The sequence below is a fragment of the Pumilibacter intestinalis genome, assembly GCF_943193005.1.
In the GTDB taxonomy this organism is placed as follows: domain Bacteria; phylum Bacillota; class Clostridia; order Christensenellales; family Pumilibacteraceae; genus Pumilibacter; species Pumilibacter intestinalis.
Genome location: NZ_CALPCH010000010.1, coordinates 69,468 through 83,228 on the forward strand (window position 1 = coordinate 69,468; position 13,761 = coordinate 83,228).

The 13,761-nt window shown below is 51.3% G+C and carries 8 protein-coding genes; 2 read left to right on the forward strand and 6 right to left on the reverse strand.

Annotated elements, in window-relative coordinates; all coding sequences use genetic code 11:
* Positions 1-20 precede the first annotated feature (20 nt).
* Positions 21-1,529, reverse strand: a complete 1,509-nt coding sequence (locus tag NFR55_RS06495) for an extracellular solute-binding protein (RefSeq protein ID WP_251547454.1) — start codon at positions 1,527-1,529, stop codon at positions 21-23.
* Positions 1,530-1,541: 12 nt separating this feature from the next.
* Positions 1,542-5,648, reverse strand: a complete 4,107-nt coding sequence (locus tag NFR55_RS06500) for a hypothetical protein (RefSeq protein WP_251547456.1) — start codon at positions 5,646-5,648, stop codon at positions 1,542-1,544.
* Positions 5,649-5,892: 244 nt separating this feature from the next.
* Between NFR55_RS06500 and NFR55_RS06505 the strand changes: the two genes are divergently transcribed.
* Positions 5,893-7,164, forward strand: coding sequence for a glycoside hydrolase family 125 protein (locus NFR55_RS06505; RefSeq protein ID WP_251547458.1), 1,272 nt, complete (start codon positions 5,893-5,895; stop codon positions 7,162-7,164).
* Positions 7,165-7,186: 22 nt separating this feature from the next.
* Here the strand turns inward: NFR55_RS06505 and NFR55_RS06510 are convergent, their stop codons facing one another.
* The 3 genes from NFR55_RS06510 to NFR55_RS06520 form a co-directional block, all read right to left on the reverse strand.
* The gene (locus tag NFR55_RS06510) at positions 7,187-8,281 is read right to left on the reverse strand and encodes a GntR family transcriptional regulator (protein ID WP_251547460.1); all 1,095 of its coding nucleotides are present in this window, start codon (positions 8,279-8,281) and stop codon (positions 7,187-7,189) included.
* 53 nt (positions 8,282-8,334) lie between these two features.
* A complete protein-coding gene (locus NFR55_RS06515) occupies positions 8,335-11,241 on the reverse strand; it encodes an alpha-mannosidase (RefSeq protein WP_251547462.1) in 2,907 nt (968 codons plus the stop codon).
* Positions 11,242-11,390: 149 nt separating this feature from the next.
* Positions 11,391-12,287 (reverse strand): alpha/beta fold hydrolase, encoded by an 897-nt coding sequence (locus tag NFR55_RS06520; RefSeq protein ID WP_251547464.1) that lies wholly within the window; start codon positions 12,285-12,287, stop codon positions 11,391-11,393.
* An 83-nt stretch (positions 12,288-12,370) separates the two neighbouring features.
* Between NFR55_RS06520 and NFR55_RS06525 the strand changes: the two genes are divergently transcribed.
* On the forward strand, positions 12,371-13,420 hold the full coding sequence (locus tag NFR55_RS06525) for a UDP-N-acetylglucosamine--N-acetylmuramyl-(pentapeptide) pyrophosphoryl-undecaprenol N-acetylglucosamine transferase (RefSeq protein ID WP_251547466.1): 1,050 nt from the start codon (positions 12,371-12,373) through the stop codon (positions 13,418-13,420).
* Between the two features lie 219 nt (positions 13,421-13,639).
* On the opposite strand, the gene NFR55_RS10585 is transcribed toward NFR55_RS06525, so the two are convergent.
* On the reverse strand, positions 13,640-13,759 hold the full coding sequence (locus NFR55_RS10585) for a helix-turn-helix domain-containing protein (protein WP_420851541.1): 120 nt from the start codon (positions 13,757-13,759) through the stop codon (positions 13,640-13,642).
* Positions 13,760-13,761: the final 2 nt, after the last annotated feature.

The following is a 13,761-nucleotide window of genomic DNA, read 5'->3' on the forward strand; positions in this document are numbered from 1 at the left end:
TTTGTATTTGTAATGGTTTTTTATTGCACTCCGAGGAAATGCGCGAGGTCACTGTCGCGCTCTATCTTTTTGAAGAACTCGTTCATGTGGAACGACGTTGCTTCTCCCGACGCGCCTTGCGTCTGTCTGCGCAGATATACGTCGAGCGAGGGCGACTGCACGTTGCTTTCGTATAAGCTGTAAGCAATGTGCGGCGGACGGGTTTTGTAGTTGCCTATGCAGTCTATTGCCGTTTTAAGGTAAGGCGCGGCGTTCATGTGCTCCTCGTCGGCGCGTACCGTTTCCATTACCGAGGTACGCGCGGGGATAAGGTTGGACATCTCCGACCACATTTTGTAGTTGTCGTCGTTGAGTATCCACCACTCCATAAGCTCCCAAGCCGCGTCTATGTGCGGGGCGCGCTGAGGAATAGCCATGCTGTAGCCGCCGAGCATGCCGCCGCGCTTATCGAGTCCGGGCGCGGACGGGAAAGGTATGAAATCGAAATTGAAAGTATCGGTCTTGTACTTGTTGTACGTGGTCATGCCGTTAAGTATGGAGTTGGTTTTGAACGCAACTTTTTCGGTAAGGAAATGGTCTACCGTGCCGGCATTGCTCATAAAGGTAAAGCTCGTTACGGCGTCTTTCTTTTCCTCGGGAGTGTCGGTGTCTTGATAAATGAGTCTGTCGAGATGCTGAAGAACGCTCTCCGTTGCCTGACGGTAAGTTCTGCCGAGAGGGTCGCCCGGTATGAGGGTGTTTGAGTGAAGCAACACTTTGCCCGCCTCTGCGTCGGCTACTTCTCCGCCCGCGGTGGAAACCCACGCCACAAACTCCGCGTCTACCGACATTCCCGCGCGATTGCGTATGCTGCCGTCGGGGTTCTTGTCGGTGCAACCGAGCGCGGCGGTGTGGAACTCGTTCCAATCTTCGGGATAGTTGAACTTGCTGTTCTCCTCTCCCACCGTGCTTTCGTCGGTCTTGCCCTCGTTTACGAGCCACTTAAGAGTGTTTTGGTCGGTAACCGATTTCGCCCAGTTGAGATATACGTTGCGATTAACGAACAGTCCCCAGGTGTCGAGGTCGAGCGGCAAGCCGTAGTGCTTTCCGTTATATTTGGTTTCGTTCATTGCCGCCGTATTGAACTCGTCGGCGGTGTGCCCCGCCGCGGTGAGTCTGTCGTCTAACGCAAGGAACACTTCCTGATTTGCAAGGCGCAAACTCTCCCAACGGTCCCAAATTATAACGTCGGCTATTCTGCCGCTTATCGCGCCCGTAGTCATGTTGGCTCGCATATCCTGCTGAATTTCGGGCTTTTTAGCCAACGGCTTGCCGTTTAAGCGAGCGTAATCGTTGTACTTTTCCACCATTGCGTCAAGTATGGGCTTGTTGTCGCCGCCCCAGTAGGTGCCCGCCCATATCGTGATTTCGCCTTCTCCGCCGCCCGCTCCGAAAAGCGTACAGCCCGCCATACCCGCAAAGCAGGTAAACGCCATTGCCGCAGATAAAGCCGCAAGCAATATTCTCTTTATGAGTCCTCTCTTTTTCATATGCCTCTCCTTTTAAGCTCTCTTTTTACGGATTACGAGCAGTGCGCCCGCAACCGCCGTTAAAACAACCGCTACTATAAGCATATCCGCGGCGGCAGTCGAACCGCAGCCGCAACCTTCTTCGCCCGCCGAGGTGGTCGCGCTCACGCTTACCATGCCCGAAGCATTGTGCTCGTCGGTTTCGGCAAAGCGCACGTATACCGTGTAATCGGTGGAGGCGGTAAGCCCCTCGAACACGTTGCTCTTTTGCCATGCGCCGGTTGCGCCGAGGCGGTATTCCGCACCCTCTATCGCCTTAACGGTTATGCTGTTTGCCGTTACTTTTTCTATTTCGGGAGAAGCGGGAGCGGCGGGAGTGAGTTTTTCCACCGTAACCGTAATTTCTATCGACTTGTCGAAATACGAATTTCCGCCCGCTTTGGTTATCTTGAGTTTTACAGAGCCCGCTTTAACGGCGGTAACCACGTTGCCGCTTACGGTCACGGCGTCGCCCGATATTATCTCAATAGTTATATCGCCGTTGCCGTTGCCGCCCGTTACCGTCACGGTGTAATTCTCGCCTATCTCTATGGTTTTGCCTTGAGCCGAAATATCGCTCATCTGCTCGCGAAGCACAAGCAGTTCCATAGCTTTGCCGTAGTCAATGCCCGCATTATACATAGCTTTGTAGTCGCCCGCGCCGGGAACGCTCACCGCGTTATACGCCGCAACAAACTCCGCAAAGCTCGTATCGGTGTATTTCTTGTCGCCGTTGTTGCCGTTCTTTATGAGGTCGAGTTCCGCCTTAATCTCGTTGTACGCGTCTTCGGTGCTCTCGAGCAACTCAAGAGCCGCCTCGAGCGCGGTAGTTTTGGCAATCATTTCGTTTTGAGTTTCGCTCGCCATTTTCAAAGCCGCCGCCTTAGCCTGCTCGAACTCTATAAAACTTGCCGCCGAGTATTTGTGGTTGTCGTTATCTACTATTGCGTTTACGCTTACAAGCGCTTCGTTGTACGCGGCTTTAACCTCCGCGGTGATAAGCCTTGCAAACGCGTTGTAGAGCGCGTTGTAAGCGTCCTTTACGGCTGCCAAACCCGAAGGCGCGGTTTCGGGCGAACTGCTATACGCCGCAGAAAATTCGGTAAACCCGAGCGCAAATTCGCTTGCTCCTTTATCGAGCGCGGTTTTGGCTTCGCCTGAACGGAAAGCAACGTATTCTTCGGAGAGAAGAGCCGTGAGTTCTTTGTAGCCGTCGGCGGATTTATTGAACACGCTTACGCCCTCGCAACCGTTCTTGCCGATAAGTCCGTTTACTTTAACGTAGCCGTTTGCAAAGGTTTGATAACGGTTACCGCCTACCGCAAACGCGTCGCTCGTGGGCGAACCCAAATCGAGTATGCCGTTGTAGTTGCCGTTGTCGTTGTCGCCTTTATCCATGGCGAACATTATTTCGTCTTTAATAATGAAGAACTCTTTAAGTTCTTTGTTATATGCGAGTATAGTCCAATAGTCGCGAGCTTCGTCCCAAAGCACAGCCGCGCTGTCGCCGTGATAAAAGTTATCCACATACAACAGCTTATCGCGTATCTTCGCGCTTTGGAATACGGTTGTGTCTTTAAGGTCGCCGAGAGTGTAGCCGAGGTTATATCCGCTCGCTATTACGCCGTCGTAGTATGCCGACGCCTCTTTTGAGAATGCAAGCGCCTCTGCGGCGGTTTCGAATTTGAGAGTGTTTTTGTAGTTGTCTACTTTCTTTTCTTGCTTGCCGTTTTCCCAAATTTGAAGCGTGGTGCCCATTGCTCCGTACCAACCCGATACGTTCATGTTCGCGGCTTCTTCCGTTCCGTCATCTTTCACGTTTTTGTATTTAACAAGCTCCACAGCCGCGCCGTCTTCGCCCGTGACTTTGAGATATCCCTTTTGGAAATTCTGATATTTCACGCCGTTTACGGTAAACGCGTTAGCGTTGGGCATGCCCAAAGTTTTTTGGTTCCAAGGAGCAACGAAATTGCCCGTTACGAATATTACGCCGTTAGTACCCGTAAAGTCGGTTGCTTTGGCGTTAAGCACCATATAAGCCGCAAACGAGTCGCGAGCATGAATTTGAGCGCCCGCAGTTCCCTCGCCGTCGTTGAGCCTGTAAACCATGAGCGCGTTTTGGCGAGCGTTTTCGCTCATCCATATTTCGCCGAACGAGTCTATGTTGGAGGTGTTGCCGCCTGCGCGGATATATCCGCCCGCGTTAGAATAGAAAGGTATGGTTCCGTTCTTTACCGCCGCTTCCAAATCGGCTTTGGCGTCGGCAAGCTCGCGGCCGTCCATAATATAGCCTATTTGTTTGTTTATTTCGTTAATAGCATTATTGAATGCGGCTATCATTTCGTCGAGAGTTTTGCCGTTTGGCGAGGCAACGAACTCCGAAGCGTGCTTGCTTATAGTAACCGACGGTACGATATCTTCGAATTTAACCAAGAGCGCAAGAGCCGCGTTTATGGCGTCTATTTTTGCGAATTTTTCTTCATGCGAGCTTTCGGATAATGCCAACGCTTGTGTTTTAGCGGCGGCAAACGCGGTATAGCTCGAAACCGTATAAATCTTATTATCGTTTGAAGGTATTGCGTTTATCTTTTCTATCGCGGCTGCGAGAACGGCGGTAGGGTCGCTCACCTCGAGTGCGTTGAATGCATCGTAAAGCGCATTGTATGCGGCGGCGATTTCTTCTGCTCCGCTATCCGCGCCAAGCGTTTTATCGTATTCGGTCTTAAACGCCGCATACGTTTCCGCCGTGTAAGTGCGCTCGTTATCGTATGCGGTTTTTGCTTCGCCGTTTTTGAAATTTCCGAAATCCTCGGTAAGCATTTCTTTAAGCGGCTTATAACCCTCGTCTTTGGAACGCGATACCGAATATTCGTCGCCGAGTTTATTTTCGGGAACAAGTCTGTTAACCTTGATATATCCATCTTCGAAATCTTGGTAACGCGCTTTGTGAGCGTTCACCGCAAAATCATTCGACGTAGGGTTGCCTACGCCCTTGCCGGTAGAATTGCCGCTGTTATCAAACGCTTCAATCGCGCTCTTTGCTTCAATCGCGCTCAAAAAGTCGTTTTTGAATAAAAACAGTTTTTTCGTATTTTCATTCAAAGCTATAGCCGTCCAATTGTCGCGGCTGTCACTCCAAGGCTTTGCAACGCTGTCGCCCGCATAAAAGTTGGTAAGCTTATAGGTATGACGAATTTGTTCGGCTCCGAAATACACTTCGTTTTTGCTCGGGTATCCGGGATTGTAACCGCTTTTGCGCAATTCGTCGTAATAAGCGGAGGCATAAGCCGCGAACTCTTTCACCTCGCCTTCGGTAGTTGCGCCGATTTTGTTCTTGTCGCCGCCTACCGCGCCGCTCGCGCCGAACCAGCCCAACGCGTTAAGGTCGGCGGCTTGCACGTTGCCCTCGGCGTCCACGTTTTTGTATTGCACGAGTTCAACTGCGTTTTCTCCCTCTTTCTTCAAATAACCGCGTTGGAAATTTTGATATACCGTAGTTCCTACCTTAAACGTATTGCCGTTCGCCAAGCCGAGTTTCCCTTTTTCGGAACTCCATTTCACGGCAAAATCACCGGTAACGAAAACCACTCCGTTGGTACCGGTTGTATCGGTTGCCTTTGCGTTGAATACTACAAGCGCGGCTTTTTCGGTTCTGAAACTCGGCACAAAGCCTTCGGTTAGGCGGTAAACGGGCAAAGCGTCTTGCACTATATTTTCATTTACCCATTTTTCGCCGTATTTGCATTCTCCCTCGAAATTCGAGGTTGTAAGATAGCCGTCGTTTTCTTTCGAATAAAACGGAATTCTGCCGCTCTTTACCGCTTCGGTCAAATCTCCGTTTTCGTCTTTTATCTTTTTGATTTCCAGATTTATCGAGTTTATCGCATTTTCATACGCCGTTTTAAGGTCGTTCCAACCTTTACCTTTCGGCAATGCGTAAAACTTATTCTCGTGTTCGTTAAAAGTAATTGCGGCGGGAGTCTCCGACTCCGTTTCATTTGCTAAGAGTCCCCCCCCCGTCGCATACGCCACTGCCGCGCCGGACAGCCCGAGAGCCATTACCAGCGCAATCAACACAGTAACAAGCATTTTTCTCTTCATTGTCCCTCTTTCCTCCGTTTCTATAATTTTTCGGGTATTTGTAATAAAACAATATAACATTATTTATTACATTTAGCCCTATGTCAACATAATATCATATAATTGTGCAGTTGTCAATAAGATTTTTGAAAATTTTGTGCAGTTTTTTTGGATTTTAGGGTAGACAAAGCCCGAAATCTATGATAAAATAATGACATAGCTTACAAAAAGCATTACATTTGTATTACATTTGAGGTGAAATGTTATGGAAATTATGAAAACATGGCTCGATGAATTCTGCGAAAAGCGGTTGCCGCACGGCGACGTGGAAAAGCTCTTTCGCTCCTGCTTTATGAACACTATAGAAACCACCGTTGAATTTCCCGAGGAAGGCGACACCTACGTTTTCACGGGCGACATACCCGCAATGTGGTTGCGCGACAGTTCCGCACAGCTTATTCCCTACTTAAATCTCGCCAAAGAATACAAAGAAATACGCGCCATGTTTTCGGGATTACTCAAAAGACAATTCCGTTACATACTGCTCGACCCCTACGCCAATGCGTTCAACAAAACCGCCAACGGGCACGGGCACAAAGACAAAACCAAGCAAAACGATTGGGTGTGGGAACGCAAATACGAGATAGACTCCCTTTGCTATCCGCTGTGGCTCGCCTGCCGCTACTACAACGAAACCAAAGACTCCGAGCCGCTCGGCGAACCGTTTATTAAGGCACTGAACACGGTGCTCGAGGTATTCGAAACGGAACAGCGCCACAACGAACGCTCCGATTATTCGTTTATACGCGAGGGCGAATACGCGCAAGACACTCTCCCCAACAACGGCAAGGGCGACGAAATTCCGTACACGGGCATGACCTGGTCGGCGTTCCGCCCCTCCGACGACAGGTGCGTATACAACTACCTCGTTCCCTCCAACATGTTTGCGGTGGTTACGCTACGCGGAGTTGCCGCTTTGGGCAAAAACATAGTGCCCGCCGCCGTAGCAAAACGGTGCGTTTCGCTCGCCGACGAAATAGACGGCGGAGTAACCCGCTTCGGCACGGTAAATCACCCCGATTTCGGCAAAATGTACGTGTACGAAACGGACGGCAAGGGCAACAATCTGCTCATGGACGACGCCAACGTGCCGAGCCTTTTAAGTTTGCCGTATATAGGATACTGCAAGCTCGACGACCCCGTATACTTAAACACCCGCAAGTTTATTTTGAGCGAACAAAACCCCTATTATTTCAAGGGCAAGTGCGCTTCGGGTTTGGGCAGTCCGCACACTCCCAAAGGCTACATATGGCACATAGGCTTGCTTTTGCAAGGGCTCACCGCCCGAACCAAAGAGGAAAAGCGCGAAATTCTTTCCGCGCTGAGAGCAACCCACGCGGGCACGTTCTTCATGCACGAGGGTTTTGACAAAGACGACCCGAGCCGCTTCACCCGCCCGTGGTTTTCGTGGGCAAACAGCCTTTTCGCGGCGTTTATAATAGAAAATCAAGCCGACTTAGCCGACTTGATTGCGTAAAAATCATAATATCGAATTCGGTTTAACGGCAGTCTGCAACGCTGCCGTTATCTATTATTTCGGCGTCGAACAGTTTGGAACGAGGAACGCTCTCGCCGCGCAACAGCTTGTATATGGCTTCCACCGAGCTTTCGCCTATAAGGTCTTGCCTTTGGCGCATATACGTTGTTTGGTTGCGCCTGAAAATATCGTTGTGATTGTCGAAAGTGATTATCGAGAAATCCTCGGGTATTCTCTTGCCGAGCTCGCGGCACGAGGAACGAATTATGCGCGATATCGCGTATTCGGAAGCAAACGCGCAAGTTATATCCGGTCGCTTTTGCAAAAAGTCTTTCACGCGCTCTATGTCCGCCCGCACGTCGGCTTGCGTTACGTTGCCCATTTGGGTGCTGTATATTTCGGTAAAAAAACTGCTTTCGTCGGCAACTACGCCGTACTGCGCGCACTGCCGCTTAAATCCGTCCATGCGCTCGCGGAGCGAACTCGTGTTGTGCATGTGCCCCACAAACATACATATGTTTCTATGCCCTTTATCGAGCAAGAACTTTGTGGCGATTTCCGCGCTTCGGTAATTGTCGCTACCTATAAAAGGTATGGAAAAGCCGTTTATTTCCCTATCGAGCGTAACTATGGGAAAGCCGCCGAGCGTAAGTTTTATGAGCTCGGGATTGTAAAGTTCGTCGGGCACGGGCTGAATTATTATGCCCGCCACGTTGAGCCGCAACAACAGCGAAATTATCTCTTTTTCTTTGTTTACGTCGAAATACGAGTTTTTGAGTATCACCGAAAATCCGAGCTTGTCCGCCGTTTTCTCCACCGCGCGGATTATATCCATGCCGAACGCCGCCGAAAACGAACACAGCACTAGCCCTATAAGCCGTTTTTCGCCGAGAACCGCCGCGGGAGCTTCGCCCACAAAAGTGCCCTTGCCCGATATACGGTATATTATCCGCTGTTCGGAAAGCTGTTTCATGGCTTTTTGAACCGTGATACGGCTTACTCCGTATTGCTCGCACAGCTCGAGCTCGGCGGGGAGCTTATCCCCTCTTTTGAGCATTCCCGAAGCTATTTTTTCCAACACGGCATCCGCTATTTTTTGATACCCGAATTGACTCATATTCGCGCCGCCTGTATTATTTTGATATATTATATCAAATAAAGTATTGTTTGTCAACTTTGTATCTTAAACGTGAGTATTTCGAAGCCGCGGAGCGTTATGTTGCCGCTCATCTTCTCGCCGCCGCGCTCGAGCATATCCGTTTTTACGAGTTTTCCGCTCGCCGTAATTTTTGCCGTAATCTCCTCGGGCGTATCGTTATAAAGCCGCACTACGGTGCCCGAGCCGTCCTCTGCGGGCTTCACCGTTTCTATCACGGCGTGCGGGTTGTTCGTGCTCACCAGCGACGGGCGCGGCAGTGCGTTTACAGCCGCGAGCGGGCGGTTAAAGGCGTAACCCATAGCCGCCACGGGCGAATTGTACACGCCGCCCTCGTGCGGGTAAATCGCGTAAGAAAATTCATGCTCGCCCTTGTCCTGATTGTCGCACGGTCCCATCTGACTGCGCAACAGGTGCGCGGAAACGCAACCGTCTTTGCACCTAAAGCCGTACTTGCAGTCGCTTAAAAGCGCAACGCCGTAATTGTGCGACGACGAGTCAACCCACTTGTGGGCGCACACCTCGTACTGCGCCGCCTCTACGGAATTGTTTTCGGTGGTTTTGCGCTTCACGCTTCCCCACTGAATATCGCAAGTAACCTCGTTCGTATTCACCGCGGGGTAAAAATCGGTGCGAAGCATTTTTTCGGTTTCCCGCCAATCGGCGAAAACGTCTACCCGCACAAACGGCGAATTTTCGGTAACGCTCACCGTTTGCACGAGCGTGCTCTTATTGTAGGCGTACTTTACGCGCACGCCCGCTTTCGCGCCCTCTATGAACGGCTCGAAGGCGGTAACGGCGAATTTCTCCTCGCCGCCGTCGCGGTAACCGTGATAAAAGTCCCAGGCGTCGCCCACGTCCGTATACACTTTGAACTCGCCAGACGGAGCCGCCAAAGCCTGTCTGCCCGTAGTCTTATTTATTACCGATACTATTTTGCCGCTTTCGTCAATTTGCGCTTCTATGAGAGAATTGCCGAACTTTCCGCCGCTCGAATACACCGAAAAGGTTTTTTCGGGCTTTGTAAGCGCGGCAACCGAGTACGGCGCGGCTTTCACTCTGTACCACTCGCCGCCGTATTCCACGTATTCGTCGCGTTCGAAAGAGGACGCGTTGCACACGCAAGGCACGCTTCCCTTCTCGGCAAAGGTATCGGATATAGCCGAGTCGAGCGTTTTGCGCATTACGGCGTAACGCTCGGTGCTTTCGTCGTAAACCCGCTTTATGGACGAGCCGGGCACGATATCGTGGAACTGATACAAAAGCGTTTCTTTCCACAGTTCGTCGGTGAGTTCTTTGTTGCGCCTGCCCGTAGCCGCTTGCGCGAACTCGTACACGCAAAGCGCGTTTTCGGTTTTGCGGTTGTTGCGCTTATTTGCAGACTGCGAGGTATATGTGCCCTGATGCCGCTCGAGGTACATTTCGCCGCAAAAAACGGGCAACTTGTCTTTTTCCTTTTTTAGCTTCGCGAAAAACTCGGAAGCGGGCGCACATTTCACGTTAGGCACGCCGCACACGTTCTTTTCGCGCGAAACGAACTCTATGTGCTCTCTGCCCGGTCCTCCGCCGCCGTCGCCTATTCCGTACAAAAGCATTGCGTTTTTGCTCAATCCGCGCTGGGCGTAGTTGCCCGCCGCATACAGTACGGATTTGGGCGTTGCCGACCCGTTGTAATTTCCCTCGGGCGGCATGTGCACGAGCACTTCGCTTCCGTCTATGCCCCGCCAGCGGAAAGAGTGGTGCGGGAACTTGTTCACCATGTTCCAACTCAATTTGATTGTGAGGAAATTTTCGCAACCGCAACCGCGCATTATCTGCGGCAGTGCGCCCGAAAATCCGAACACGTCGGGCAACCAAAGAATATCGGTATCTTTGCCGAACTCCTCGCGCCAAAATCTTTTGCCGTACAAAAACTGCCGCACGAGCGATTCGCCGCCCGTTACGTTGGTGTCGGCTTCAACCCACATGCCGCCTTGCAGTTCGAAACGCCCGCCCTTTACCGCCTCTTTCAACTTTGCGTAAAGCGCGGGGCAGTCGGCTTTTACCCACTCGAACTGCTGAGGTTGGCTCGCGCCGTACACGTATTCGGGGTAAATTTCGAGATTTGCGAGCGCGGTGGAAAAGGTACGGATTGCCTTTCTCCGCGTTTCGCGGAGCGGCCACAGCCACGCCAAATCGAGGTGAGAATGACCCACGGCATAAAATTCGAGCAACGGGTCGGCTATGTTCTTGCGCTTTAGGTGCGGCTCGAGTATTTTTTTGCACTCCGCTATGCGCTCCGCCGTCATATCCGACGAAACCCGCACCGAAACTTGCTCGAGGGCGTAAACTATAGCGTAATGCAGAGGGTTTGCGTCCGGGGTGCTCTCTGATAGGTTCATTAAAAACGCATAGTCGTAATAAAGTTCCCGCCTTTGGGCGTTGCACGAAACAACCGCGCACTCTTTAACCGTGCCGCCGTGCACTCCGCCGAACAGGTCGTTGTTTGCCGCGTCTACCCACAAGTCGATTTTTTTCGCGCCCGCGGCAACGCACTCCCCGAGCGGCACGTAGCGTTTGCCCGGAAATCCGTGCGAGTGGTCCGCCCCGCCCTTTACGTCGGTTATGCCGCGCACGGGCACGCCGAGCGGAGTATATACGCACCCCTCGCCCTCGAGGTCTATAGCCAAATGCGGGTTTTCGCAGTTTGGCACATCGCCCTCTATGTGAAACCATGCGCAGTCCCACACCTTGCGCCCCCACTTTTCGCCCTCGCTTATTTGCGCGTATTCGAGTTTGAGCCTGTCGGCAAACGCCACAGGCTCGTCGGTTAACGCAAACCGCATTTTTAAGTCGCCCGCGCGGGTATAAATTCCGCGCCGTATCACGTCTGCGCCGCGGCGCACTTTGTCTTTAATAAGTCTGTCAGTTGCCGGTTTCATTTTGCGTTCTCCTCATTTTCCGAATTTTTACTCGGGCGGAAAATTCCTTGCGCAAATTCAGCCCGTACAAATCCGATATTCGTATAAGTATGATAACACAAAAAAACCGAAATGTCAATAACAAATATTACATTTACAGCAAATTTGTTTTAATGTATTGAAAGTACGAAATCCCTAACGGTTCGGTAAATCTCTTGCTTGTCGGTTTCGTTCACAAGCTCGTGTCGCGCGCCCTCTATTAGGCGCAAATCGGGAGTCAAGCCGAACTTAACGTAGCGATTATACAGCTTTTTAACGAGTTTGCCGTAGCCGCCCACACCGTCGGCAGTGCCGGAGATTATCATTAGCGGCAGGTCTTTGCGGATATTTTCGCCCTTATCCGCCGCAATTGCTTTCATGCCGCCGAAAAACCAATGATAAAACCCGTTACTGCAAGTAAAATTGCACTGCGGGTCGGTGTTGAACTTGCCCACTTCGGCGCGGTCGCGGCAAAGCCAGCCGTTTATTCCGTCTTTTATCTTTTTATCGTATTTCACGAAGGTTTGCTTTGCGAAGAATTTTCCGCGGGCGTCCTTTTCGCCCTTTTTCATCTTTTTCGCGGCTATTCTCGCTCCCACGTTTACAACAAAGCCCTCCATTGCCGCCGAGCCCATGAGTATGCAACCCGCTATATCCGACGTGCCGAGCGATATGTATCTCTGCGTAAGAAACGAGCCGTAGCTGTGCCCCATTATAACCACGGGCAAGCCGTAACGCTCTTTAAGCAACGCCGTTATGCCCTTTTCGTCCTCCACGGTTTTGTGGAAAAGGTCGCCCTCGCCCGCAAGTCCGAGCGCGTCGGGGTCGGTGTCGCCGTGGGCGCGGTGGTCGTCGCCCGCAACTATTATGCCGCAGGAATTGAGATATTCCGCAAAGTCGTTGTATCTGCTAACGTGCTCCGCCATGCCGTGCACGAGCTGCAAAACCATGCGAGGCTCGCTCGCCTCGTCCCATATTTTAAGAGATATCGCCTTACCGTCGGCGGCTGTGAAAATTTCGGTTTTCATAATCGGTTCTCCGTGTTTTATTATTTTCAGCGTTTGGCTATCATATAATAGATATTATATCAAACCGACGGGTGAATGTCAATATGAACACAATATTTTTAACGGGCGGCGGCACGGCGGGTCACATCGCGCCCAACATTGCTCTGCTCCCCTATTTGCGCGGCTACGAGGTGCACTATTTCGGCGAGGCGGGAAGCATGGAAGAAAGAATGATTTCGGCGTATCCGCAGATAACTTTTCACGCGTTGCCGTGTATAAAGTTTCACCGCTCGCTGTCGCCCAAAAACATAAAGATACCCTTTGTGCTCGCGAGCGGGATAAGCAAGGCGAAAAAATTCATCAAGGAACTTAAGCCCAAAGCGGTTTTCAGCAAGGGCGGTTATGCCGCGCTCCCCATGGCAATGGCGGCATATAAGAAAAAAGTACCGCTCATAATCCACGAGTCTGACATCAGCATGGGACTTAGCAACCGCCTTGTTGCCAAAAAGAGCCGATACGTTTGCACCTCTTTTCCGTCGCTCGCAGAAAAGTTCGACAACGGATTTTTCACGGGCACGCCCATCAGGAGAGAGTTGTACGAGGGCAACGCCGAGGCGGTTAACCGCAAGCTGGGCTTTAAGAAAAACGGCAGACCCAATCTGCTCATATTCGGCGGAAGCCAGGGCGCGCTCGCCATAAACCAAGCCGCCGAGGGCGCGATAAAGGAGCTTTGCGCCTACTTTAACGTGCTTCACATTGCCGGAAAGCACAAGTTCGACGGCTCGCACGAAAATTACCGCAGGCTGGAATTTTGCGACTACATGGCGGACTGCTACGCCTGGGCGGACTACGCCGTAACCCGCGCGGGCGCGGGCACTCTTTCCGAAATCACCGCGCTTAAAATTCCCTCGCTCGTAATTCCCCTGCCCAAAAGCGACTCCAGCCGCGGCGACCAAGTACAAAACGCCGCCTACTACAAAGACCTCGGAGTAATAGAGGTTATGGAGCAAGACTCGCTTTCCTGCGGCTCGATAGTTTCCGAAACGGTTGCGCTCATAAGCAAACGCCAAAATCTCATTTCGGCAATGAACGCCAACCCCGGCTCCGACGGCACTCGCAAAATAGCCGAATTATTGAATTCTTTCAATGTGTAAGTAAGCCTTTTGCGCACCCATGTCATTGCGAGCGAGCCATGCGAGCGTGGCAATCTCCTGCATGAAACAAGTACAGTAACTACTACTTTCTCATGGCTGGGATTGCCACGGGCATAAATGCCCTCGCAATGACGGGTAACAGTAGCGGTTTACTTGTCATTGCGAGCGAACGCAGTGAGCGTGGCAATCCCCCGCTATAGAAACACTAATACTCGCATTTCATTTTATACATAAAAGCTCGTCAACAGTTACATTGAGAACTCTTGCTATTTTAATTAAATGGCGGGTCTTAAAAATCACTTTTCCGCCCTCCCATTTGCTATATGCCGATTGAGTCACTC

Bases quoted from the DNA above. Each gene is read 5' to 3' on its own strand.
- NFR55_RS06495 (WP_251547454.1), bottom strand. From the start codon at position 1,529: ATGAAAAAGAGAGGACTCATAAAGAGAATATTGCTTGCGGCTTTATCT.
- NFR55_RS06500 (WP_251547456.1), bottom strand. From the start codon at position 5,648: ATGAAGAGAAAAATGCTTGTTACTGTGTTGATTGCGCTGGTAATGGCT.
- NFR55_RS06505 (WP_251547458.1), top strand. From the start codon at position 5,893: ATGGAAATTATGAAAACATGGCTCGATGAATTCTGCGAAAAGCGGTTG.
- NFR55_RS06510 (WP_251547460.1), bottom strand. From the start codon at position 8,281: ATGAGTCAATTCGGGTATCAAAAAATAGCGGATGCCGTGTTGGAAAAA.
- NFR55_RS06515 (WP_251547462.1), bottom strand. From the start codon at position 11,241: ATGAAACCGGCAACTGACAGACTTATTAAAGACAAAGTGCGCCGCGGC.
- NFR55_RS06520 (WP_251547464.1), bottom strand. From the start codon at position 12,287: ATGAAAACCGAAATTTTCACAGCCGCCGACGGTAAGGCGATATCTCTT.
- NFR55_RS06525 (WP_251547466.1), top strand. From the start codon at position 12,371: ATGAACACAATATTTTTAACGGGCGGCGGCACGGCGGGTCACATCGCG.